This window comes from Virgibacillus flavescens, assembly GCF_050574275.1.
In the GTDB taxonomy this organism is placed as follows: Bacteria; Bacillota; Bacilli; order Bacillales; family Amphibacillaceae; genus Virgibacillus_F; species Virgibacillus_F flavescens.
On the sequence record NZ_CP192260.1, the window covers coordinates 1,605,829 to 1,628,748 of the forward strand.

Annotated in this window: 19 protein-coding genes; 8 read left to right on the plus strand and 11 right to left on the minus strand. The window is 39.6% G+C overall.

Annotation, left to right across the window (positions count from 1 at the left end; genetic code table 11):
- Positions 1 to 85: 85 nt before the first annotated feature.
- Genes glgD through glgB form a run of 3 tightly spaced genes read right to left on the minus strand, consistent with a single transcriptional unit; the run spans position 86 to position 4,275 of the window.
- A complete protein-coding gene (gene glgD, locus VBD025_RS07575) occupies positions 86 to 1,192 on the minus strand; it encodes a glucose-1-phosphate adenylyltransferase subunit GlgD (protein ID WP_430790851.1) in 1,107 nt (368 codons plus the stop codon).
- Positions 1,193 to 1,224: 32 nt separating this feature from the next.
- On the minus strand, positions 1,225 to 2,364 hold the full coding sequence (locus tag VBD025_RS07580; protein ID WP_430790853.1) for a glucose-1-phosphate adenylyltransferase: 1,140 nt from the start codon (positions 2,362 to 2,364) through the stop codon (positions 1,225 to 1,227).
- Positions 2,365 to 4,275 carry a 1,4-alpha-glucan branching protein GlgB gene (gene glgB, locus VBD025_RS07585; protein WP_430790855.1) on the minus strand — a complete coding sequence of 637 codons (1,911 nt, stop codon included), beginning with the start codon at positions 4,273 to 4,275 and terminating at the stop codon, positions 2,365 to 2,367.
- Positions 4,276 to 5,139: 864 nt separating this feature from the next.
- On the opposite strand from glgB, the gene pulA reads away from it, so the two are divergent.
- The 6 genes from pulA to pseG all read left to right on the plus strand — a co-directional run bounded on the left by pulA (position 5,140) and on the right by pseG (position 12,162).
- Positions 5,140 to 7,242: a type I pullulanase gene (gene pulA / locus VBD025_RS07590; protein WP_430790857.1), complete on the plus strand. Its 2,103-nt coding sequence runs from the start codon at positions 5,140 to 5,142 to the stop codon at positions 7,240 to 7,242.
- A gap of 128 nt (positions 7,243 to 7,370) precedes the next feature.
- Entirely contained in the window at positions 7,371 to 7,568 is a 198-nt protein-coding gene (locus VBD025_RS07595) for a carbon storage regulator (RefSeq protein ID WP_430790859.1), read from the plus strand.
- Between the two features lie 70 nt (positions 7,569 to 7,638).
- A complete protein-coding gene (locus VBD025_RS07600) occupies positions 7,639 to 8,460 on the plus strand; it encodes a flagellin (RefSeq protein ID WP_430790861.1) in 822 nt (273 codons plus the stop codon).
- Positions 8,461 to 8,594: 134 nt separating this feature from the next.
- On the plus strand, positions 8,595 to 9,200 hold the full coding sequence (locus VBD025_RS07605) for a hypothetical protein (protein ID WP_430790863.1): 606 nt from the start codon (positions 8,595 to 8,597) through the stop codon (positions 9,198 to 9,200).
- Positions 9,190 to 11,043, plus strand: a complete 1,854-nt coding sequence (locus VBD025_RS07610) for a motility associated factor glycosyltransferase family protein (RefSeq protein ID WP_430790865.1) — start codon at positions 9,190 to 9,192, stop codon at positions 11,041 to 11,043. Before VBD025_RS07605 ends, VBD025_RS07610 begins: the two co-directional genes overlap by 11 nt.
- A gap of 24 nt (positions 11,044 to 11,067) precedes the next feature.
- Positions 11,068 to 12,162, plus strand: coding sequence for a UDP-2,4-diacetamido-2,4,6-trideoxy-beta-L-altropyranose hydrolase (gene pseG, locus VBD025_RS07615; RefSeq protein WP_430790867.1), 1,095 nt, complete (start codon positions 11,068 to 11,070; stop codon positions 12,160 to 12,162).
- Positions 12,163 to 12,183: 21 nt separating this feature from the next.
- Here pseG and pseI read toward each other — a convergent pair whose 3' ends face one another.
- The 8 genes from pseI to VBD025_RS07655 form a co-directional block, all read right to left on the minus strand.
- On the minus strand, positions 12,184 to 13,230 hold the full coding sequence (pseI, locus tag VBD025_RS07620; protein WP_430790869.1) for a pseudaminic acid synthase: 1,047 nt from the start codon (positions 13,228 to 13,230) through the stop codon (positions 12,184 to 12,186).
- Positions 13,223 to 13,768 carry a UDP-4-amino-4,6-dideoxy-N-acetyl-beta-L-altrosamine N-acetyltransferase gene (gene pseH / locus VBD025_RS07625; protein WP_430790871.1) on the minus strand — a complete coding sequence of 182 codons (546 nt, stop codon included), beginning with the start codon at positions 13,766 to 13,768 and terminating at the stop codon, positions 13,223 to 13,225. The genes pseI and pseH overlap by 8 nt, the downstream gene beginning before the upstream one ends.
- Before the next feature lie 13 nt (positions 13,769 to 13,781).
- Positions 13,782 to 14,513 carry a cytidylyltransferase domain-containing protein gene (locus VBD025_RS07630; protein WP_430790873.1) on the minus strand — a complete coding sequence of 244 codons (732 nt, stop codon included), beginning with the start codon at positions 14,511 to 14,513 and terminating at the stop codon, positions 13,782 to 13,784.
- A gap of 8 nt (positions 14,514 to 14,521) precedes the next feature.
- Positions 14,522 to 15,679 carry a UDP-4-amino-4,6-dideoxy-N-acetyl-beta-L-altrosamine transaminase gene (gene pseC / locus VBD025_RS07635; RefSeq protein ID WP_430790875.1) on the minus strand — a complete coding sequence of 386 codons (1,158 nt, stop codon included), beginning with the start codon at positions 15,677 to 15,679 and terminating at the stop codon, positions 14,522 to 14,524.
- A 1-nt stretch (position 15,680) separates the two neighbouring features.
- The gene (pseB, locus tag VBD025_RS07640; RefSeq protein ID WP_430790877.1) at positions 15,681 to 16,664 is read right to left on the minus strand and encodes a UDP-N-acetylglucosamine 4,6-dehydratase (inverting); all 984 of its coding nucleotides are present in this window, start codon (positions 16,662 to 16,664) and stop codon (positions 15,681 to 15,683) included.
- A 199-nt stretch (positions 16,665 to 16,863) separates the two neighbouring features.
- Entirely contained in the window at positions 16,864 to 18,372 is a 1,509-nt protein-coding gene (locus VBD025_RS07645) for a Na+/H+ antiporter NhaC family protein (protein ID WP_430790879.1), read from the minus strand.
- 133 nt (positions 18,373 to 18,505) lie between these two features.
- The gene (locus VBD025_RS07650; protein ID WP_430790881.1) at positions 18,506 to 19,126 is read right to left on the minus strand and encodes a response regulator; all 621 of its coding nucleotides are present in this window, start codon (positions 19,124 to 19,126) and stop codon (positions 18,506 to 18,508) included.
- Positions 19,107 to 20,459 carry a sensor histidine kinase gene (locus tag VBD025_RS07655; RefSeq protein WP_430790883.1) on the minus strand — a complete coding sequence of 451 codons (1,353 nt, stop codon included), beginning with the start codon at positions 20,457 to 20,459 and terminating at the stop codon, positions 19,107 to 19,109. The genes VBD025_RS07650 and VBD025_RS07655 overlap by 20 nt, the downstream gene beginning before the upstream one ends.
- Before the next feature lie 135 nt (positions 20,460 to 20,594).
- On the opposite strand from VBD025_RS07655, the gene VBD025_RS07660 reads away from it, so the two are divergent.
- Both VBD025_RS07660 and fabI read left to right on the plus strand, forming a co-directional pair.
- Positions 20,595 to 21,761 carry a M20 metallopeptidase family protein gene (locus VBD025_RS07660; protein WP_430790885.1) on the plus strand — a complete coding sequence of 389 codons (1,167 nt, stop codon included), beginning with the start codon at positions 20,595 to 20,597 and terminating at the stop codon, positions 21,759 to 21,761.
- Positions 21,762 to 21,873: 112 nt separating this feature from the next.
- On the plus strand, positions 21,874 to 22,653 hold the full coding sequence (gene fabI / locus VBD025_RS07665; protein ID WP_430790887.1) for an enoyl-ACP reductase FabI: 780 nt from the start codon (positions 21,874 to 21,876) through the stop codon (positions 22,651 to 22,653).
- Positions 22,654 to 22,920 lie beyond the last annotated feature (267 nt).

A 22,920-nucleotide genomic window follows, 5' to 3' on the forward strand; every position in this document is an offset into this window, starting at 1 on the left:
TCAAAAAGGAGGATAAAAAGGACCGAAAAGCAAGCTAACGAAGAAATTCGATGTGTCATTTTTACCGGACTTTTTGAACAGCCTCTTATATTTTTCTTCTTTTGGCAATAACAAATGGCTGTTCTTTTGCTCCCATTAACACTTGATCTTTTGTAATCGTCACATCTTTATCTAAAATTACATTCTCCACGTGTGCTCCGGGTTCAATCGTACAGCGCTGCATGATGATGGAATTTTTCACAACAGCACCTTCACTAACGTCTACACCACGAAACAAGATACTGTTGTCAACTTCACCTTTAATCGTGCACCCAGTCGCGACAAGTGAACGGCTCACTTTGGACTGACCGCTGTATTTAGCTGGTGCCTGATTACCAACCTTGGTCAGGACGTGCTCGCTTTTTGAAAAAAGTTCTTTATACGAATCAGGTTCAAGCAACGCCATATTTTGCCTGAAATAACTGTCAACCGAGTTGATAATGCAGCTGTACCCATCGTAATGATAATGATTGACGTTCAGCTTATCGAGATTTGCTTTTACCCCGTCCATGAAAAAATTATCCTTATAATTCGCTATACAATCGTCGACCAGCTCCATCAGCAGTGATTTACGAATGATATACACACCTGAGAATACGTGCGGATTTTTCGTGTTGTTGGTGAGTGAGAGGACCGAACTGTCTGCATCAGCATTCACCTTAATGCGCGCATCATGTTCGGGCAGTATCTTGTTATACGTAGTGGTCAGCAAGGTGACATCTGCCTCCGTATCCAGGTGATGCTGGAACAAGTCATTATAGACAGTGTTGGAGATAAACTGGCTGCCGCTAATCAGCACATAATCCGACTTACCTCGTTCAAAATAGTCACGATTGTTGTGGAAATAACTTAAATCGCCTTTGGAAATATCGGCAGGGTCATTCCAGTCAGGTGGCAGAATAAATAATCCGCCATGTCTCCTGTCTAAGTCCCAGTCTGATCCTGATCCGAGATGATCCATCAGGGAACGATACTTGCTTCTGGTGAAAATGGCAACTTCGCCAATTTCTGATTTCGCCATGTTGGATAACGTGAAATCGATTAATCGATAGCGCCCGCCAAATGGCACCGCAGCTCCACATCTGAAATAAGTCAGTTCGTTTAAAAAATCATGTTCATGCTCTAAGTTTATTAATCCCATCATCGTTTCCATCTAGAAACCCCCATATCGTTGGTATTGTTATCTTACCTATGAATTGCTTCCATATCGCTGCTCGATAATACAATTGGTTCTTCGTTTGGATCAGCTACAATTCTCGCGTGATCTGGAATGATTACATCTTCCTGTACAATTACTCGCTCCAGATATGCACCAATACCGACCTTAACGCCAGGGTGCAGAATGGATTCCTTAACTACCGCCCCTTCGCCAACTTCGACATTTTCAAATAAAATGGAATGGTCAAGGCTTCCAGAAACAATACATCCATTGTTCACCAGTGAATGTTCTACAACAGCATCTTTTTCAATCAGCTGCGGTCCGAAATTGGAATCATGCGAATACGTTTTCCATTCGTTGTTGTTTAATGAGAGCGACAGATCCTCTTGTAACAGATCCATATGCGCTTCCCAGTAGCTTCCGATCGTCCCAACATCTTTCCAGTACCCATTGAAGCGGTAGGCATACAGTTTACGATCATCAGCAATCATTGCTGGTAAAATATCTTTACCGAAGTCATGGCTTGAGTCTGCTTGTTTGGCATCCTCTGCCAGGTAGCCCTTCAGCACCTTCCAGTCAAAAATATAAATGCCCATGGATGCCAGATTACTTTTTGCCTCCGCGGGTTTTTCTTCAAACTCATAGATTCGCAGGTTGTCAGTCGTATTAAGAATTCCGAAGCGGGAGGTTTCTTTCCACGGAACCTCAACCACGGAGATCGTGACATCTGCCTGTTTTTCCTTATGATGATTTAACAATTCGTCGTAATCCATATGATAGATATGGTCACCGGAAATAACGATTAAGTACTCTGGGTCATAACGGTCAACAAAGTTTTTATTTTTATTAATTGCATCTGCTGTACCTGAATACCAGCTGCCGCCAGTATTTTCCGTAAACGGCGACAATATCGTGAGGCCGTCTTCCATGCGGTCCAAATCCCACGGTTTACCAACGCCGATATGTTTATGCAGCTCAAGCGGCAGGTACTGTGTCAAAACACCAACCGTGTGCATATGGGAATTGAGACAGTTGCTTAAGGCAAAATCAATAATCCGGTATCTGCCGCCAAACAGTACTGCAGGCTTCGCTAAATTTTGTGTTAAGGAACCTAGCCGTTTGCCAACTCCACCTGCCAGCAGCATCGTTACGCACTCTTTTTTCATTCAATTTCCTCCTTCAATTGATTTACTAGGCAATCGTTTAAAGATACAAATTGCGAGTGGGGGCACCTTTACTTGTATATGCTGTTGTTGACCATGCCATTCATCAGGGAGACTGAAGTGAGTCCCTGCATTTATCTGACCGGAACCACCGTAGTCTCCTGCATCTGAATTAAATACTTCCTGGTACTCACCTGGCACTGCAACACCTACTTTATAGTCGTAGTGCACATGCGGGGTAAAATTACAGAGTATCAGCAGATCATCTGTTGAACTTTTCCGTACAAAAGCAAGTACGCTTTGTTCCTTATTATCTGCATCGATCCATTGAAAACCTTTCGTTTCATGGTCGAGTTCGTAAAGGGAGGAATGAGCTCGGTAAAAATGATTTAACTCCTTTACATAATTAAATAACTTTTGATGCATCGGATAATCAAATAGCAGCCAGTCTAATTCATGCTGGTCACGCCATTCAATATATTGACCAAACTCTCCGCCCATAAATAGTAGCTTTTTACCTGGATGGACCATCATATAGCCATGAAGCAAACGAAGATTAGCAAATTGCTGCCATTGATCACCTGGCATTTTATTTAATAGTGATTTTTTCCCATGAACAACTTCATCATGCGATAGGGGTAATACAAAATTTTCATTGTACGTGTACATAAACGAGAAGGTAAGAAGGTTATGATGCCATTTTCGATAAACCGGATCATATTCCATGTAGGTAAGCAAGTCATTCATCCAGCCCATATCCCATTTGAAATTAAATCCAAGACCGCCGAGATTGGTTGGTCTGCTGACACCTTGAAGGTCAGAGCTGTCTTCAGCCATCATTAAAGCAGATGGAAAATATTCGAAAACAACTTCGTTTAATTTTTTCAAAAAAGCAAGTGCCTCCAGATTTTCATCTCCGCCCATGCCGTTCGTAAGCTTTACCTCATCATCCCCGCGGTCGAAATTTAATGACGTCATACTGGCAACAGCATCAACCCGAAGCCCATCAATGTGAAACTCTTCAAGCCAATAGACTGCATTGGAAACGAGAAAACTCTGCACTTCCGGTCGGCCGAAGTCGAATGTAAGTGTGCCCCACGAACGCTTCTCTGCTTTGTCCGGATCTTTGTATTCATACAATGCTTCCCCGTCGAAACGGCGAAGTCCTTGCTCATCCTTGCAGAAATGACCAGGAACCCAGTCCATAATAACGCCGAGCCCGTTTTGATGGCATTGATCGACAAAATACTTAAAATCATCCGGCTTTCCATAACGGCTAGTCGGTGCAAAATAGCCGGTTATCTGATACCCCCACGATAAATCGAAGGGATGCTCAGCAATAGGCAGCAGTTCAATGTGCGTGTAGCCAAGCTCTTTTACATACGGAATTAATTCTCCTGCCAGTTCCCTGTATGTAAAGTACGTCCCATCTTCCTTCAGCTTCCACGAACCGACATGCACTTCGTAAATAAGAATAGGCTCGCTGTGCGGCTGGTACGTTTTCTTATTCGCTTCCCATTTCGCATCATCCCACATATACTTATCAGGAGCAGGAGTGACAGAAGCGGTGCTTGGGCGGAGTTCAGCCTGAAACGCATACGGGTCGGCTTTTAAAAAAACAGCACCATCTGCTGCGGTAATTCTGTATTTGTACGCAGCATTGGTCGGGATTTCAGTGAAGAATCCTGTCCATAATCCTGCATCATTCATACGTTCCAGCTGGAAATTCGCGCCGCTCCAATTATTAAAATCGCCTGCGACTTCAACCAACGTCGCATGAGGAGCCCATACTGCAAAGGATAGACCTTGCTGATTCCCGAATTTACGGTGATGACAGCCGAGAAACTGGTAGCTGTGATAATTGGTTCCCTGATGGAATAAAAAAACATCTTGATCTGCAACCTGATTCGACATAAAAATCTCCCTTTAGCGTATTCTCGACATGTTTTGCTGGAATATTGCGACTATTTACTTTAAAAATAAAAGGACGTTACGTTCACATCATCTGTTAGGATAAGTGAAAGGTAATATGTCCCGTGCTTTTGAATGAGTTCTTTATAATATTATGAAACTATCATACCATGAACAGGACTGAAAGTGAACAATATTGGGAATATTAATTAGACACATAGATAATTATAATGAATTTAATAATTTGTAGTACTTTTAATCGTAATTGATGTAATCTTTGACATGATCGATATAGCTTCCACGTAACAGCAACGAGATTTCCACGGATGGCAGTCGCTTTCCGCGGGCGGCTGGTGAGCCACCTCGTGCTTTGCACTCAGGGGTCTCACCTATGCCTTTCCTCCCGCAGGAGTCGACGGCCATCCGCTCCAATCTCTAGACAAGAGAGATGGAAGGCACGGATTTGTAAAGTGCATACTCGATAGCTGTGTCTATTTCAGAATGCTTAGTTAAAAGAAATAATAAAGCATCCTTACGGTAAATAGCTTTACCAGTCCTGGTGAGTGGAGGGCGGTGACTCCTGCGGGAACAGCACGAGTCTGAAGGCCCCGCAGAGCGTTCTTCTCGAGGAGACTGAAGCCGTGCCCGCGGAAAGCATCCGCCTGCAACGATCCTGGACGGCGGCTATAAACGTAAAAAATAAATCTAAAGTTACATTGTGGTTAATAGATCTCTTGTGTCAACTACAATAATAGATTACGAGCTTATATTTTTCAGAAGTACCTTCTAATTTCAGTCTGTGAAAGTTGAATAGTTATACGATAGATTAAGAAAATTTTTAAGTCATAAAGAAATGAGGAACTATTAATGAAAAACTCCGTTGCCTGGCTGGATGATAAAAATAGAATAACTTTAGAACATAATGGGCTTGAGGGGTTAAAGGAAGCAACTCCTACTATTAGTATGGAAGATCAGACTGTTAAAGTTCATTCTATTGAAATAGTAAACAATGAAATTGCAATAATAAGTTTGAATGAGACCCTATCACTTGGTAAAGAGGCTTTCCTTCAATGGAGCGATAATAGAATACCTGTTTATCCACGTGAAGTCGTGCGTACACCTTGGTTTGATCAGACCTACGACGCGAGTGATGAAACGTTTGGATATGTTTATTCAAAAGAGAAAACATCCTTCTCGATATGGGCTCCTACTGCCACAAAAATGATTCTGGTGCTGCAGGATCTGGAAATTACCATGCAGCGAAAGCCAAACGGTGTATGGCAAACCGTTGCGTTAGGTGATTGGAACAATGCCAGCTATCATTTTTTGGTAACTGTAAATGGAAGGGAACAACAGGTTAATGACCCATTTGGGAAAAGTATGACGGCCAATAGTGGACGGAGTGTTGTACTGGATCTTAAAGAAACCGATCCAAGTGGATTTCTTGCAGTGAATTATCCAAAAGTTCCTAAGCAGGATGCAATTATCTATGAACTTCATATTCGTGACGCCACCAGTTCAATAGAAAGTGGCGTTACACACAAAGGAAAATTTCTTGGTTTAACGGAAAGAAATACGAAGACAAGTTCCGGTTATTCGACAGGGCTAACTTATATGAAGGAACTGGGTTGTACGCATGTGCAACTGCTGCCTCTTCAGGACTTCGCCCGTGTTGATGAATTATACCCGGAAAATGGCTATAACTGGGGCTATGATCCTCTATTCTACTTTGTACCTGAGGGAAGTTATGCGACAGATGTCACAGATCCCACTGCTCGCGTAAATGAGTGCAAACAAATGATACAAGCATTTCATGAAGAAGGAATATCGGTAATTCTGGATGTCGTTTATAACCATGTCTTTAAACATGAGGACTCGGCTTTTGAAAAATTGGTGCCAGGTTACTATTTTCGTTATCAGGAAGATGGAACTTTAAGTAACGGTACTGGCACAGGAAATGATTTAGCAACCGAACGGAAAATGGTACGTAAATTTATCCTAGATTGCTTGGATTACTGGATCACAGAGTACCAGGTTGATGGATTTCGATTTGATCTAATGGGTGCGATGGATATCGAGACAATGCAGCAAATCAATAACAGGTGTTTAAAAGAAGAAAGACCGATTCTGCTGTTAGGGGAAGGTTGGGAACTCAACACTGCGCTTTCTTCAGAAAACAAGGCTACCATCTTTCAGTCCGATCAGTTAAAGGAGATTAGTTTCTTTAATGATAGATTCAGAGATTCGCTAAAAGGAAATCTTTTTCATGCTGAGGACAGTGGATATGCCAATGGAAATGGCCATTTTGTGGAGCGATTACCGCAGCTTGTAGCGGGTTCATCCGACGGAAAATTTGATGGTAGAATTTTTTCCAATCCATTTCAATCGGTGAATTACGTGGAATGCCATGATAATCACACACTTTGGGATAAATTGATACTCTCCAATTCAGATACACCTGAACATGTTCGAAAACGGATGCACCAGATTGCTACAGGGTTAACCATTCTCAGCCAGGGAATTCCTTTTCTCCATGCTGGGCAGGAATTTTACCGGACAAAAAAAGGCGATGAGAATAGTTATATTTCTGGTGATTCTATTAATCAGATTGACTGGGAGGAGAGGGGAAGAGAAGATAGTAATGTTCAATGGATCCGCAGTTTAATCACGCTTCGCAAACAACATAGACTGTTCCGATTGGATTCAGCAAGTGAGATTGAACAGCGCCTGCACATTGTATCATCCCCGGATCCGATTTTAAGCTACATGTTAGTAGGGGAGCGGGAGGACTTTGTTGTTCTGGTTAATCCTACTGGAGAAGCAGTCAGTGTTGAAATGCCAGCTCAGGGGAGATGGGAAAAACGGATAAGCAACCACTCCCCGTCTGTTAGCCCAATTGGTTGCCTGCTGCAGGGAAAGACGAGTATAGAAGCATATGAGTTTTCTGTATGGAGAAAGGAACGGCATTAGTATAAAAACAAGTCTACTGCGCGAATGTAGGCTTGTTTTTTATTATAATAAAATATTTTTCAAAAAATAGTTAAACATTCTAAAACGGTGCCGATATAAGTAGTACATCATCAGGGAGGATGAGTAGCTTGGCCTTAACGTTAGGGAGAAAGCCCGGAGAGAAACTCTATATCATTGATCCGAATGGCAGCGAAATAGAAATTGAGGTCGTCAAAGGCGATCGCAATAAGCCAGAAGATTACATGCGATTACGAGTGACTGCTCCACAAGATTACAAGGTTCTCCGAGGAGAACTGCATGATGACTTTGTTAATAACTCTAAATAAGAGTTGTTATAGATGCGAGACATAAGGATGTGACTCGCAAAAAATTATACTTACATGGAGGTAAGGAAAAATGAAAATTAATCACAATATCGCAGCTTTAAACACGTACAACCAGTTGAAAAGTAACCAAAGTTCAACAGCAAACTCGTTAGAAAAATTATCTTCTGGTCTACGTATCAACAAAGCTGGAGACGATGCAGCAGGTCTTGCAATTTCAGAGAAAATGCGTGGACAAGTTCGCGGATTAGAAATGGCTAGCAAGAATGCACAAGACGGAATTTCATTAATTCAAACTGCTGAGGGAGCTTTGAACGAAACTCATTCAATCCTTCAACGTATGCGTGAATTGGCTGTTCAAAGTGCCAACGATACAAATACTGACGCAGACCGTGCAGAAATGCAAAAGGAAGTAGCTCAGTTATCAGAAGAAATCACAAGAATTGCTGATAATACAGAGTTCAACACTAAAAAACTTTTAAATGGCGACTTAACTGGTTCCGGCGCAGTAACTTTCCATATTGGAGCTAATTCAGGTCAAAGTATTAGTTTGGACATTAACAGTATGTCTGCTTCAGGTCTAGGTCTTAGTGGTATAAGTATTTCAGGTCAATCTGGTGCAAATGCTGCTATTACAACTATCCAAACTGCTATTGATGATGTGTCTTCTGAGCGTGCTAAGCTTGGTGCTTACCAAAACCGTTTAGATCACACAATCAATAACTTAGGAACTTCTGCAGAGAACTTAACAGCTGCTGAATCACGTATCAGAGACGTTGATATGGCTAAAGAAATGATGAACTTTACGAAAAACAACATCCTTACGCAAGCAGCACAAGCTATGTTAGCGCAAGCTAATCAGCAACCACAAGGAGTTTTACAACTTCTACGTTAATAAATAATAATAGAAACGCGTTCCTTAATGGGAACGCGTTTTTATTTGGAATAAAAATTCAGTTTTTCTGCCACTTGAAATTTAATAGATAGAAACCGATAATAATAATATGACCCAACTTACGGAGGACTAATATGTTATTAAAATACAATAATGAGCAATATAATTTAAATAGTGATTCAATCATTCCTACAGTTATAGAAAAAATCAATGAGGCTCTTGAGAGCAAAGATACAGTGTTTAGCCATTTAGTAGTAAATGGCGTTGAAGTATATGAAAACCATGAAGAATATTTGAAATTACATAAAAATGAAATTACAGAGACGGAAATAATTATCAGTGATATGAAAGAAATGATTTGGAATACGATGAAGTCCATTCATGAATATTTGGTTGGGGCTATGCCTGCTTTAGAAGATTTAATAAATAATAGTTATCAAAGTTTCTCAAAAAGTACTTGGGAGGGTATTGATCAATTAGCTGAAGCGATGCAATGGATTTTACAATTTAAAGAGGTAACAAGCTCAGCGCACTCTCAACCTGCCCATTGGACTGAAATTGAAAAGCATATTCTTACTTGTGAAGAAAGCTTTTCTAAGTTAATGGAGGCAGTAGAAATAAAGGATACTATACTAATTTCTGATATCCTTGCTTATGAAATTACTCCAGCATTCCAGTCATTAGAAAATCAATTAGCTGAAGCACTTAAAGATAGGGAGTACTTGAAAAATGTTAATTGAAAATATTCTTTTTTTACGGAAACGTTTTCCTCAGATTCGCAAATATTATTCGGAAAATGAAAAAGAAATTAAGCTGGATAAATTAAATATACTAGATTCTAAATCAGGACAAAAAACGCTAAGTTACCAAACTGAGGAAAATAAAGAAATAATGGTGCATAGTAAATATGATCCAATTCGGGAAGCAAATAGGATTATAACATCCTACAAAGATAAAATAGATGAGTATACCCATGTTTTTTTCTATGGAATTGGTATGGGATATCATATTGAAGAATTCAATAAATTATTTCCGAATAATAGCTACTCGTTGTATGAACCAATTCCAGAGATATTTTTAGCGCTGGCACAAAATAGAAAGCTAAATCCAATAGTAACTAATCAGACTAGCCAACTTTATATTGATGGGTACATAAATGATTCGATTAATTACTTGAATGAATTTAAAAAACGTAATGAAAACATTCAAATTATTATACTTCCTGGCTACGAAAACATAATAAAAAATAAGATAAATGAATTCAGTGAAAGTGTTAGAAAAACGGTTCAAGGCAGACGTTCTAATGTTCATACTAATATACATTTTCAAAAGTTATGGGTGAAAAATAGTATTATAAATTTTAAAGAAGTTCTGAATACACCTAATATAATAAAAGATATTGACCATATGCAGTTTAATAATAAACCTGCACTTATCGTTTCAGCAGGTCCATCACTAGCTGAGGACATGGAATCCATTCGGTTTATAAAGGAAAATAAGCTAGCTAACATATTTGCAGTTGGTTCAGCTATTAACAGTATGATAGAATATGATGTTTTACCTGATGCAGTTTGTACTTATGATCCAGGGGGATTAAATCATGAAGTTTATAAAAAAATGATGGATAGTAAAATTAATCATATTCCAATGATTTTTGGATCAAGTGTAGGACATGAAACAATAACGAAATATAATGGTCCAAAAGCGCACTTTATTACAACACAGGATAGAACGTCGTCATTTCTTTTAAACAAACAATTAAATGTGGAACATGATTATATAATGGATTCTCCTTCAATAGCAGTTATGACTTTCCAGGTGTTAAATAAATTAGGAGCAGACCCAATTATTTTTGCTGGCCAAAACTTGGGTTATTTATATGACCAGCTGTATGCAAAAGGTATTGAATATGAAAATATTCGATCCACGGTAGATAAAAAACAATTGGAAAATGCTATTAAGACAAAAGATGTTTACGGGAACGATATAAAAACCAGTATTAGCTTCAATAGTATGCGAGAGAATATCGAATACTTTGCAAAACTATATAAAGATAAAACTTTAATAAACACTACTAAAGGCGGAGCGAAAATCAATGGAGTGCCGTTTCGTGCTATCGAAGATGTAGTGAAAGATGTCTTAACTGTACCAATTGAAAAAGAGATTTGGTGGAACAATAATAATTCATACAAAATTAATGATTTCACTTTGCAATTGAGGAACTTAGAACAAAGTATAATTAAATATGAAGAGTTGATAAATAAATTCGAGGAATTGCTAGAAGTTATTTCTACAAATTCAAAGATGAAGAACAAAATACAAATCGAGAACTCTTTTTCTTTATTTGATGAATTGTATACCAGTTTAAATCAAAACAGCTATTACTCAAAATTCTTATCTTTCTATATTCGTGTTCATGTAGAATGGATAGGTAATGAAATAAAACGAATAACTGAAGTGAGAGATCCAATTGCGAGGGGAGCAGAACTAGCGGAATTATTTTCACGTTTTATAGTTCAGTGTAAATACGGTCATAAAGAGTTAAAAGAACTGTTGCAAACTCATCTATTTATGGAAAATTAGTCTTACTTAGGAGATTTCAGAATTATGAATGTGTGTTTTAGAGTGGATGCTTCGAATGAAATAGGTTCTGGGCATATTATGCGATGCTTAACTATTGCGGATTCGTTAAAAAACCGTGGAGACCAAGTAACATTTATTTGCAGGAACCACATCGGACACTTAAGTGAATTAATTAAAGAAAAAGGTTATGATGTCTTAAAATTGGTAAATGTAAGAGATAACACGCAATCTATTGAAAGTGAATTCTTCCACACCAATTGGTTAGGTACCTCGGAGGATGAAGATTTATCAGAAACAGTACAAGAATTAAAAAAACAACACTTAAAATTTGATTGGATAGTAATTGATCATTACGCTATTGGCAAAACTTGGCATAAAAAAATAAGGAAATTTATTCCTAATATAATGGTCATCGATGATCTCGCTGACCGCGAACACGATTGCGATATCTTATTGGACCAGAATTATTTTCAAAATCAATATGAGCGGTATACTAATTTGGTTCCTAACGATTGTAAGCAGTTGATAGGTCCTAAATATTCACTGCTTAGAGACGAATTTAGTGAACTTCATGATGTAGAAAAGAGTGGAAACACACCAAAAACTGCTATAATTTTTTATGGTGGAAGTGACCCCACCAATGAGACTATTAAAGCAATAAACGCTGTAAACAAATTTGATATTCATGTACATGTGGTTGTTGGACCATCGAACTTCCTTAAAGATGAAATAAAAAATCTATGTAAAGATAAGAATATCAACTTCCATTACAATATTAATTACATGGCTCAGTTAATGCAGAAAGCTGACTTCGCTATCTGTGCCGGTGGTAGTACAACATGGGAACGGTATTGTGTAGGAACACCAGCAATATTAACAGCCGTTGCATATAACCAAATTGAACTTTGTGAAAATGTAGGGAAATTAGGAATTGATTATTATTTGGGTACACACGACACTATCAGAGAAGAAGATATTAAACAGCAGGTAGTATCCTTTCTCCATATGGATGCAAATGTAGGGAAAAAGGCTAAAAAAATTGTAGATGGGAAGGGGAAAACAAGAGTATTAGAGTGGATTAATACCATTAGAACAAATAAAAGCACAAATGAAGGTTAAAACTCATTTGTGCTTTTTTAATTAGTATAGATTTATAGGTTCACCGAACGTAAAATTCTTTGTCGCTGTTTCACCCAATAAATTCTTGTAATATTTCGGACTCATACCAAACCCTGGTCTGACGACGCGAATATTCTCAGGCGTAAAAGTGTCACCTTTATTAATATCTTTTGCAGCATAAATAGAGCGTCTGAATTGCAGCGATTTCTCTTCTGCTTTAGTTGGTCCATACGTTACGGATCCAATGGCTTTCCAAGCTCTTTCTGTTTCCTCAACAAGTGCTCTCATTTCGTGTGGCTCCATGGAGAATGCTGCATCCACGCCACCTTCTGAGCGATCAAGAACGAAATGTTTTTCAATGACCGTCGCTCCTAGTGCAACGCTTGCTACTGCTACACCTGTACCCAGTGTGTGATCAGATAACCCCACTTGCGTTTTAAAAAGTTCTTTTAGATGCGGGATGGTAGAGATATTTGTATTTTCCGGTGTTGCTGGGTACGTGCTTGTACACTTTAAAAGGACAATATCATTACAGCCGGCTGCTCTAGCTGCTCGAACTGTCTCATCAAGCTCTGCTACCGTAGCCATTCCAGTCGATATAATCATCGGTTTACCAGTGGATGCTACTTTTTCTATCAGTGGAATATCGTTATTTTCAAAAGATGCAATTTTATAAAAAGGTACATCTAATTTTTCTAAGAAGTCGACTGATGTATCATCAAATGGTGTACTGAATGGAATTAACCCTAATTCTCTCGCCCTGGTAAATATCGGTTCGTGCCACTCCCAAGGTGTATATGCTTTACTATATAAATCGTATAACGATTCTCCATTCCACAAACTGCCAGGGTCAGTTATTATAAAGTCGTCAGTTTTGGCATTAAGTGTTAGGGTGTCTGCAGTATAGGTTTGAATTTTTATTGCATCTGCACCAGTTTTGGCAGCAGCTTCTACAATTTCTAACGCTTTTTCTAAGGACTGGTTATGGTTACCTGACATTTCGGCAATGATGAAAGGTTTATGGCTTGGACCGATTAATAAGTCCTGTATGCGTATATCATTAGACATGGTTGTAACCCTCCATTAATTTTAATTTATTCCGTTCCCAATCATGCTCAAATTGAGCAAATAGGTGAACGTCAATAAATTGTTTGTCTCTCTTTATTTGTTTTCGCAGTATTCCTTCTTGTTCAAAACCAATTTTAGAATGAAAGTTGATCGATTTGGGATTCGTACTTAACACCTGGGCTGTTAGCTTTCTAATCTGTAGCTCTTGAAATATAAAATGTAATGCATGATAGGCCAATAATGTACCTAATCCTTTTTTATATTGATCCCCAATATAGAATCCCCATTCTGCAGTTTGGTCATTTCGATTGATGTTATTTACCTGGACCACACCTCGTGGCTCATTATCTTCAACAAATAGTTTAATCACATTATGTTCGTCCTTTTGTAAGAACGAAAACCAATTTACATGGGTACTCCAATCAATTGGATCACGTTGAAACATGAGACTGCGTATTTCTTCCTGATTTCTCCATGTATAAATTAGCTCTAAATCGGTATAGGCTACAGGACGCAAATAACTATTATACTCCATCATTTTACCAATTCCTTTAGACCTTTTTCTGGTTTATAGCTGCATTAATTTGTACCCAGTCCTTGTTTTCCTGCAAAAGTTCCATGATATCTTCATGCTCAAATGCGGGTTTCAACGGATATAGCGTTGTTAGTATTTTTTCTATTAATCTAAAGTCTTCATGTGTATCAACTGTAAAACGATAATTACTATCATCTCTTTCATGCAATGCTTGGTCTACTGTAAATACAGAAGCGTTTTGATAAATATACGGTGTAACATGTTCTTTTTCGCTTTTGGATGTTGCATGCTGATATGCATGTTCCAGTGCTTCAAACGACATAATTTCTGTATCGTATCCCCGCGGATATGTTCGATTGATAGTATTGGATATATAATCATACGAAGGATAATTATTGGAATAGTGCATAACAATTTTATCAATTACCGCAGGGTCAATAATAGGACAGTCCGACGTTAAACGCACGATTGCCTCTGCGTTGATTTTCTTAGCGGCTTCGTAGTACCTCGATAAAACATCGTCTTCTGAGCCACGATAATACGAGATTGAATGTCTTTCACAGAAATCAATGATCGGTTGCTCAGATTCATTAGTAGTAGTCGCAATCACAATTTCATCAACTAATTTTGCTCGTTTCACCCGTTCAATTTGGTATTCCAGCAATGGTTTATCTAATACTTTTTTCAGTATTTTTCCTGGAAGTCTGGTCGATCCCATTCGTGCCTGAATAATTGCTACAATCTTCATATGCTCACCTACTTCAGTTGGTGTTTTTTAACTAGATTTTCAATGGTATCAATTACATACTGAACGTCATCATCGGTCATCACAGGAAATAGTGGTAACGTGATAATCTTTTCATATAAATTTTCTGCATTTAAAAAGTCACCCTTTTTATATCCGAGTTCCTGATAATAGGGTTGTAGATGAACCGGTATATAATGAACGTTTACGCCAATATTTGCTTGTTGTAATGCTTCAAAAAACTGTTTGCGGTTAATAGATAATAGTTCGGTTCTTAACTGAACTATATATAAATGCCAACTTGAATTACCGTCTTCGTCTTGAAAGGGGGTAATTATTTCCTCTAATGAACCAAATGCTTTCGTATATTGATCAACAATTTGCCTGCGTCTTTCTACAAAACTGTTTAGTTTCTCAACCTGACTAGATCCTAATGCTGCCTGTATATCTGTCATTCGATAGTTATAACCTAAAAATTGCATTTCATAGTACCATGGGCCATGGTTTTCATGTAATAAAGCGCTATCTCGCGTAATGCCATGTGAACGAAACTGACGCAATTTTTCATACAAATCTTTGTCATTTGTCGTGATTATTCCACCTTCACCAGTTGTAATATGTTTTACAGGGTGGAAGCTAAACATAGTCATATCAGCAATAGAACCAACCTTGAATTCCTTATACGTTGCACCAATCGCATGTGCAGCATCTTCGATAACGATTAAATTGTGTTCTTTAGCAAGTTTCATAATCGCATCCAAATCAGCTGGTTGGCCAGTAAAATCGACAGGAATAATCGCTTTTGTTTTCGATGTGATTTTTTTAAAGATTTCATTTGGATCAATATTATAGGTACGCTGATCGATATCCGCAAAAACAGGAGTACCACCTTGGTATAAAACACAATTTGCACTAGCAGCAAAGGTCATCGGCGTCGTGATTACTTCATCACCTTCTTGAACACCTGCTGCAAAGACTGCACCGTGTAATGCAGCGGTGCCATTAGAGAATGCGACCGCATAATTGGAACCTACGTAGGAAGCGACTTTTTCTTCAAATTTACTCACGGCAGGTCCAGTTGTTAAATAATCACTTCTTAGCACGTCTACCACTGCCTGAATATCGTCCTCATCAATTGCCTGACGACCGTAGGGGATGAAATTCGGCATATTAATTTACACCTTTGCCTGTGTTAACCAGTTCACGTAAATCATTCACGGATAGCCAATCCTCATTGATATCACTTACATAACTAAATCCATCTTCCAGGCTCTTGCCACCATTCGCATACTCATCTTTCCACCAAGAAAATTCTGGCTGGATCACATAGTAGTCACCCATATCTATTGTTCGCCGAGCATCATCCTCGGTAATCATAGCTTCGTGCAACTTTTCACCCGGTCTAATCCCCACAAATTTAATTTTACAATTAGGTGCAATTGCTTCCGCTAAATCAGTGACTTTCATGCTAGGAATTTTAGGAATAAATATTTCCCCGCCGTGCATTCTGTCAAAGTTATCGATAACGAATTGAACTCCCTTATCCAACGTAATCCAAAAACGAGTCATGCGTTCATCCGTAATAGGAATCGTGCCTGTTTCTTTTTCTTTCTCAAAGAAGGGAACGACGCTTCCACGGCTACCAACCACATTTCCATACCTTACCACTGCGAAAGAGGTATCTTTATCTCCGGCATACGAGTTTGCTGCGACAAAAAGTTTATCTGAAGCTAATTTAGTCGCACCGTATAAGTTGATAGGACTAGCTGCCTTATCAGTACTTAATGCGATTACTTTTGTAACACCTCTATCAATGGCTGCTTCTACAATATTTTGTGCGCCATTAATATTGGTTTTTACTGCTTCAAATGGATTATATTCACAAGCCCCGACGTGCTTTAAAGCAGCAGCGTGCACAACAAAGTCAACACCATCAAAAGCTCTATATAAACGGTCTTTATCACGGACATCGCCAATAAAGAAACGCATACGACTATCCGTGAACTCCTGCGCCATTTCATATTGTTTTAATTCATCCCGGCTGAAAACGATAACTTTCTTAACATCATAGGATAATATTTTTTTAATAAATTTCTGTCCAAATGAACCAGTTCCGCCAGTTACTAATATCGTTTTATTTCTAAAAATATTCATGTCTATAACCTTCTTTTCGTTGTAAGTAGTTTGATAGATTGTACTTTTATTGTACCAAATAATAATGTATACTATGTTAATTATCGTCTATTAGATAGTAAATATTAAGTATTGTTTCTATTATAAGCTAAACTAAATTTAATAAATTCAACAAAAAAACCTTCTGAAATAATTTTAATTTCAGAAGGTTTTTTCCTATTTAAAATACAAACCCTGCAACCAAAAACATCACTCCAGCTATTCCTGCCGCTACCAACGCATATGGCAGCTGCGTGTTAATATGCTCCATATGATCGCTTCCGGCTCCGATAGAGGACATTAAACTCGTATCGGATATTGGTGATGTATGGTCACCGAATGCTCCACCAGATAGTACTGCTGCTGCAGCCAGAATTGGGTCTCCGCCTACTGCGAGCATGAGTGATACCGAGATTGGCATCATGATTGCCCATGTACCGAATGACGTTCCCATGGAGAAGGAAACGAACGCTGAAATGGCGAACACGGCTAATGGGATGATCGCAGATGGGATCACGCCAGCTGCAGCTTCACCAATAAAGATGGCTGCACCAGTTCCTTCAGGTGCGGCTGCGCGCATCACGTCACCAAGCGTTACTGCTAGGATTATGATAACACCGCCCAGGATAACGCTTTTACTTCCTTCAAATAATTCGTTCGAAAATTCCTTTGCTGTCATTAGCTTACTTCGTACATATTTAACGAAAGCAATGATTATTCCAACGGAAAAGCTGATGATCAGCATCATATTACCACCGAATGGAAGAGCTGGTAATTCAGTGAAATAAGGAAGTGTATAACTCCACAATCCTAAAACTACGAGAACGATGACAGAAATACCAAGAGGCAGCAACATGTCTGATACTTTTCCATTTTTTAAACCTTCTTGCTCCGCTACTGGTTCTTGAGCGCCGGTTGTGGCAGCAACTTCTTCACGCGTTGTTTCGTTAAGATTTTGAGCGTGCTGCTCGGCTTTTTTCATTGGTCCAAAGTCTTTCAGCTTTCCTGATGCAAAAAGGAAAACCATGATGAGGATGACAATATTATAGAAATTGTATGGGATGGTTTGTGCAAGTCCAGTAATCGGGTCATCTACCCCTGGAATATTATCAACCATTAACGCTCCCATAAACGCAACCCAACCTGAGATGGGAACAATTACGTTAATTGGTGACGAAGTTGAATCAAGAAAGAATGCCAGCTTGGCACGTGAGATTCGCATTTTATCATAAATGGGTCGGAAAACAGTACCTGTGGCAAGCGAACTGAAATAGGCACTTGTAAATAACATGCTTCCCATTGCTGCGGTAGAAACCTGTGCACCTTCTTTTGACTTTACCTTGCCGGCAAGCCACTGACCAAATGCATAAGCGCCGCCTGACTTGTTTAACACGCCAATAAAGGCACCGAGCAATAATACGATAATTAACAGTTCTGCTCGTCCGGAATCTTTTACGAGTCCCATTCCATAGACGTTTTCATCTGGATTCGCTGGATGGCCAGCTATTGCTCCAAATAAATTAACAATCGAAAATACAAGTGAATGTATGATTCCATTAACTCTTGCATCTACCATGATAGTTCCGATTAAAATTCCCGCCATAAGTGACGGAACTACTCGTTTCGAGATGATCGCGAGTGTAAGCGCGACTACTGATGGCAGTAAAGACCAAATTCCAAAGTGATCCATCGTCGTGTCCTCCCCAGTGAATAATAGTTAGATTTGTCTAAATACTTATTTCACAGTATAAGGAAAAACAACCGATGAACCTACAGAAAAAAAAGAAAAAAAGAGTGTCGGGCATCAACGCTCGATCACTCCACTAGTTTGTATACCATTCATAAAGCATCTTCGGTCGTCCGATCCGTTGGTAGCTTGTTATTTGTTTTGCCTTACCGATTTCAAGCAGATGCATGACGTACCGGTAAACAGTTGGATAGGCTAGGCCGACTTCTTTAGCGATTTGATCTACAGAAGCAGGTGAAGCAGTCGATTGCATGTAATCTGCTATATGATTCAATGTTTTTTTACTGATTCCTTTTGTTGTAAAAACGTCATCCTGGTTATGGTGTGTGTCCTGCATATTAGCAAGGCGGATGTGCAATTGAATCCGGGCGATGATGTCCGGTGCTTTGACTGGTTTTAACGCAAAATCTGTCGCTCCCTGTTCCAGGAACTGATTAGCAATTTCCTGTCGTTCATCGACAGTTAGAATGATTACGGGAATCTGATGATTAAGTTTGCGAATTTCGATTAGTGTTTCGTATCCATCCATTTCCGGCATGTGGTAATCGATTAACAGAAGATCTGGTTTCTCGCGTTGAAATACATCCAAACCTCGTTTGCCGTTTTCAGCGGTTATAAAATCCCAGCCAGCATATTTGCAGATTTCGCCCAGCATGTAGCGGAGGGATTTGTCGTCATCAATGATTAATATCTTCATAGCGCAGTGTCTCCTCAGGTAATTTAATCCAAAACGTCGTTCCTTTTTTGTACACCGTATCGATCTCAAGCTTTGCATGATGGTCATTAGCAACAGTTTTCACAAACGTCAGCCCAACTCCGGGATGTGATTTTGTGCTAAAGCCAGGCTGATAGATTTTTTTTAATAGATTTGTACTTATACCAATACCATTATCCTTTACCCCTAGCCATAATTCTCGATCAACCATCTTAGTTAAAACAGTCACTTTTCCGTGTTCTTGTTCCTGAATGGAATCTCCAGCGTTATCAATAAGGTTTACGATTGCGCGGGTAACGCGGATTTTGTTTATATAAAGTTCGATATTTTCGTCCGCTTCGAGCTGAAATGTATACGAAATGGATTTGTCGGCAAGTTTATTGGCGCGAACATACTCAATCAGGCTTTTCAGCGAACACCAATTCTTTTTCTCCACATATAAAATTTCAGACACCATGTCACTGGTAGACTGGATTGCATCGGCAATATTGTCGGAGTACGCTTCAATTTCTTTATTCTTCGTTTTCAAGCGAATCAACGAGTTTAGCCCGTCGATTAGTGAGAGCGGTGTTTTCAAATCATGAACCAGGTGCAGTGCTTCACGTCCATTTCGTGACTCGATCATTTCACCGCGGGCAATGTCCAGATCCCGGCTAATTCGCCATTTCTGCTCGGATACTGTTAAGTAAACAGCAAGCACAATCGCATTTACGACGAAAATACTGCAAAGTGTGACGCTGTAAATCGACAGTGTATACCCATAATCTATTGTTAATGCGATTGACTTCAGTTCACTTGAGATTGGCCCACCGCCAAAATCATAAGCAGACAGTAAAGTTACTGTATCGAGCCACTGAATCCCAAATAAAATTTGTGCCAAAACAAATGATTTTAAAACAGGACGCAGACGACCTTTGCCAAGTATATGGAGCAGCGTAATGGATACTAGCAAAATTAAAGCTGGCCCACCGAAGTGATAGTTTAGTGGGTTGTACATATTGATGATCAAATAAACTAGCGGAATAATGATCACTGGAACGATTACTTTTAAGATAGGTTTATTAAAACGGTAACCAAGTTCATCGCCAAGTAATAGTGCACCTATATAGTGGGGGAGAGCACGGACTGTATTCAACATAACCAGCACGAACGCAGTCAGCATAAGTGTATTCCCGCTCGGGTCATTGCGAAGCTGATCCATTAAATAGGCAAGTCCTGCTTCCTCAACCCCAAGCCAGAGCGGCATGGTAATTCCAATAATGATGAGGCTAATATGTATAGCGATTCGATTGTTGGATTTTATTTTTGAAAACATTACGTGCCCCCTTAAGAAAAAAAAGAAAAGAAATTGCTCAGGTATCCTGTTTATGAAATACTATGATAATTGCTATCTATTGTAATATAATTCTGTGATTTATAAAAATATATGGACTACTTTGGAGTGATAAATATGCATTTATTAGATGAAGCTAAACAATTTTCCAGTCAATTAACAGAATGGAGAAGAACGATGCACCAGCATCCGGAGCTAGGATTTGAAGAACATAAAACTTCTGCATTTGTAATGGAGAAGCTGCGTGAAATGGGATATGAAGATGTCGAACAAGTAGCGAAGACCGGTGTAGTCGCACTGCTTCACGGCAAAGCGACAGGGGAGACTGTTGCTCTCCGTGCTGATATGGATGCCCTGCCAATCCCGGATGAAAAAGATGTAGAGTACAAATCTACTAACGAGGGAATAGCACACTTATGCGGTCATGACGGTCATACCACCATGCTGCTCGGTGCTGCGAAACTATTAATGGCTAACCCGCCAGAACGGGGATCAATTAAATTAATTTTTCAGCCCGCCGAAGAAGGGTTGTTCGGAGCAGAAGCGTTAATTAAGCATGGGGTTTTACAAAATCCTGATGTGAAAGAAATTGCGGGGTTGCATGTGAATCCGGATGTTCCTACTGGGCAAGTTACGTGCGCAGAAAAAGAAGTATGCGCTGCAGCGGATTTTTTTAAGCTTGAGATCATTGGTGAAGGTGGGCACGCCGCACACCCGCATAAAGCGAAGGATTCCATCACGATTGCTGCCGAGGTTGTAAGTGCATTACAGCAATTAATCAGTCGAGAAATCGATCCACTTGCACCGACTGTGATGACAATTGGTCAAATTCATGGCGGTACTGCAGACAACGCTATCGCACCTCGTGTGAAAATGGGAGGCACCGTTCGAACGCTTGATAATGATGTGCGCTATCAGATCGAGGAAAAAATGGAGCGTTTAGTCAAAGGTATGACAGATGCGTTTGGTGCAACCTATTCGCTTGAATATAATTATTTTTACCCTGCTTTAGTGAATGATTCAGCACTTGTTCCAACAGTAAAAGCCGCTGTGGAAAAAACATTAGGCGATGATCGGTTTGCGATCGTAAAACCTTCGATGGGCGGGGAGGACTTTTCTTTTTATGCGAACGAAATTCCCGGAGTATTTTTCAGATTAGGCGTACGCAACGAGCAAAAAAATGCTGTCTACCCGCTTCATCACTCAAAGTTCGATCTCGACGAAGACGCATTGCCAAACGGTGCAGCTATCCTTGCGCAATGGGCGCTAGACCGGCTGGCGTAATCGCCACATGAACTTTTCCTATGTAACGCTTATACTTTTACGGTGAAATGTATTACAATATAGACATACGTGTAATGCATTACACATGCAGTAAATTTATGGAGGTACATATATGAACGGATTAATGAACGGAAAGAATATTGTCGTAATGGGAGTGGCGAACAACAGAAGTATCGCCTGGGGCATTGCAAAAGCTTTGCATAATGCCGGAGCGAATCTGATTTTCACAAACCGCCAGGAACGTTCTAAAAAGAAATTGGAAAGACTGTTAAACGAAAACGATATTAATGATTCCTTATTGGTATCATGTGATGTAGCCGACGACGAAAGTATCGCCGCTGCATTTAAAGAAATCGGCGAAAAGGTTGACGTTATTCACGGTGTCGTACACTCGGTTGCCTTTGCTGACCGCGATGATCTGAACGGAGATTTTGTGGAAACGTCCCGAAAAGGTTATCTGATGGCACAGGATATCAGCTCCTACTCACTGGTTGCCGTGACAAGAGAAGCACGCAAGATTATGACCGAGGGTGGCGGAATCGTTACACAGACTTATCTCGGAGCAGAAAAAGTAGTAAAAAACTACAACGTCATGGGAGTAGCAAAAGCTGCGCTTGAAGCTAGCGTGCGTTACTTAGCTGAAGACGTTGGACCAGCAGGAATTCGCGTCAACGCAGTTTCAGCAGGACCTGTCCGGACCCTGTCAGCAAAAGGTGTTTCCGGATTTAACGATAAATTATCTATAATAGAAGAAAAAGCTCCACTACGTCGTCATATTGATCAGGACCAAGTAGGGGATGCAACGCTATTTTTATTAAGCGAAATGGCCCGCGGGGTTACTGGCGAAGTGCTGCACGTCGATTCAGGCTTCCATATACTTGCTGGATCTTAATTAAATGAAGGAGGGTGCGCTGGATTGATTAGCGCACCTTTTTTTGTAGGTTAATTTGGTGAGGTGGTTGCGTGCGGTTGCGCAGTTCGGGATACAGGCGGATGTGTGTGGAATACAAGCGGGTAATCAAAATACTGTCCACTCCAACCGAAATACTAGCCACCAATCAAACTATACAGTCCAAACATACAATTTTAAAAGGGCATACAAAAAAATGCACACCCTCAAAAAACCAAACATTTGTTCGTATTTTTGTGGTTTAATTGG

What these genes read in the sequence shown, in the direction of transcription:
- VBD025_RS07605 (WP_430790863.1), top strand. Translation starts at nt 8,595, where the DNA reads ATGTTATTAAAATACAATAATGAGCAATATAATTTAAATAGTGATTCA.
- VBD025_RS07660 (WP_430790885.1), top strand. Translation starts at nt 20,595, where the DNA reads ATGCATTTATTAGATGAAGCTAAACAATTTTCCAGTCAATTAACAGAA.
- VBD025_RS07610 (WP_430790865.1), top strand. Translation starts at nt 9,190, where the DNA reads ATGTTAATTGAAAATATTCTTTTTTTACGGAAACGTTTTCCTCAGATT.
- VBD025_RS07580 (WP_430790853.1), bottom strand. Translation starts at nt 2,364, where the DNA reads ATGAAAAAAGAGTGCGTAACGATGCTGCTGGCAGGTGGAGTTGGCAAA.
- pseH (WP_430790871.1), bottom strand. Translation starts at nt 13,768, where the DNA reads ATGATGGAGTATAATAGTTATTTGCGTCCTGTAGCCTATACCGATTTA.
- VBD025_RS07645 (WP_430790879.1), bottom strand. Translation starts at nt 18,372, where the DNA reads ATGGATCACTTTGGAATTTGGTCTTTACTGCCATCAGTAGTCGCGCTT.
- pseG (WP_430790867.1), top strand. Translation starts at nt 11,068, where the DNA reads ATGAATGTGTGTTTTAGAGTGGATGCTTCGAATGAAATAGGTTCTGGG.
- VBD025_RS07630 (WP_430790873.1), bottom strand. Translation starts at nt 14,513, where the DNA reads ATGAAGATTGTAGCAATTATTCAGGCACGAATGGGATCGACCAGACTT.
- pulA (WP_430790857.1), top strand. Translation starts at nt 5,140, where the DNA reads ATGAAAAACTCCGTTGCCTGGCTGGATGATAAAAATAGAATAACTTTA.
- VBD025_RS07655 (WP_430790883.1), bottom strand. Translation starts at nt 20,459, where the DNA reads ATGTTTTCAAAAATAAAATCCAACAATCGAATCGCTATACATATTAGC.
- fabI (WP_430790887.1), top strand. Translation starts at nt 21,874, where the DNA reads ATGAACGGATTAATGAACGGAAAGAATATTGTCGTAATGGGAGTGGCG.
- glgD (WP_430790851.1), bottom strand. Translation starts at nt 1,192, where the DNA reads ATGGAAACGATGATGGGATTAATAAACTTAGAGCATGAACATGATTTT.
- VBD025_RS07600 (WP_430790861.1), top strand. Translation starts at nt 7,639, where the DNA reads ATGAAAATTAATCACAATATCGCAGCTTTAAACACGTACAACCAGTTG.
- VBD025_RS07650 (WP_430790881.1), bottom strand. Translation starts at nt 19,126, where the DNA reads ATGAAGATATTAATCATTGATGACGACAAATCCCTCCGCTACATGCTG.
- pseC (WP_430790875.1), bottom strand. Translation starts at nt 15,679, where the DNA reads ATGCCGAATTTCATCCCCTACGGTCGTCAGGCAATTGATGAGGACGAT.
- glgB (WP_430790855.1), bottom strand. Translation starts at nt 4,275, where the DNA reads ATGTCGAATCAGGTTGCAGATCAAGATGTTTTTTTATTCCATCAGGGA.
- pseI (WP_430790869.1), bottom strand. Translation starts at nt 13,230, where the DNA reads ATGTCTAATGATATACGCATACAGGACTTATTAATCGGTCCAAGCCAT.
- pseB (WP_430790877.1), bottom strand. Translation starts at nt 16,664, where the DNA reads ATGAATATTTTTAGAAATAAAACGATATTAGTAACTGGCGGAACTGGT.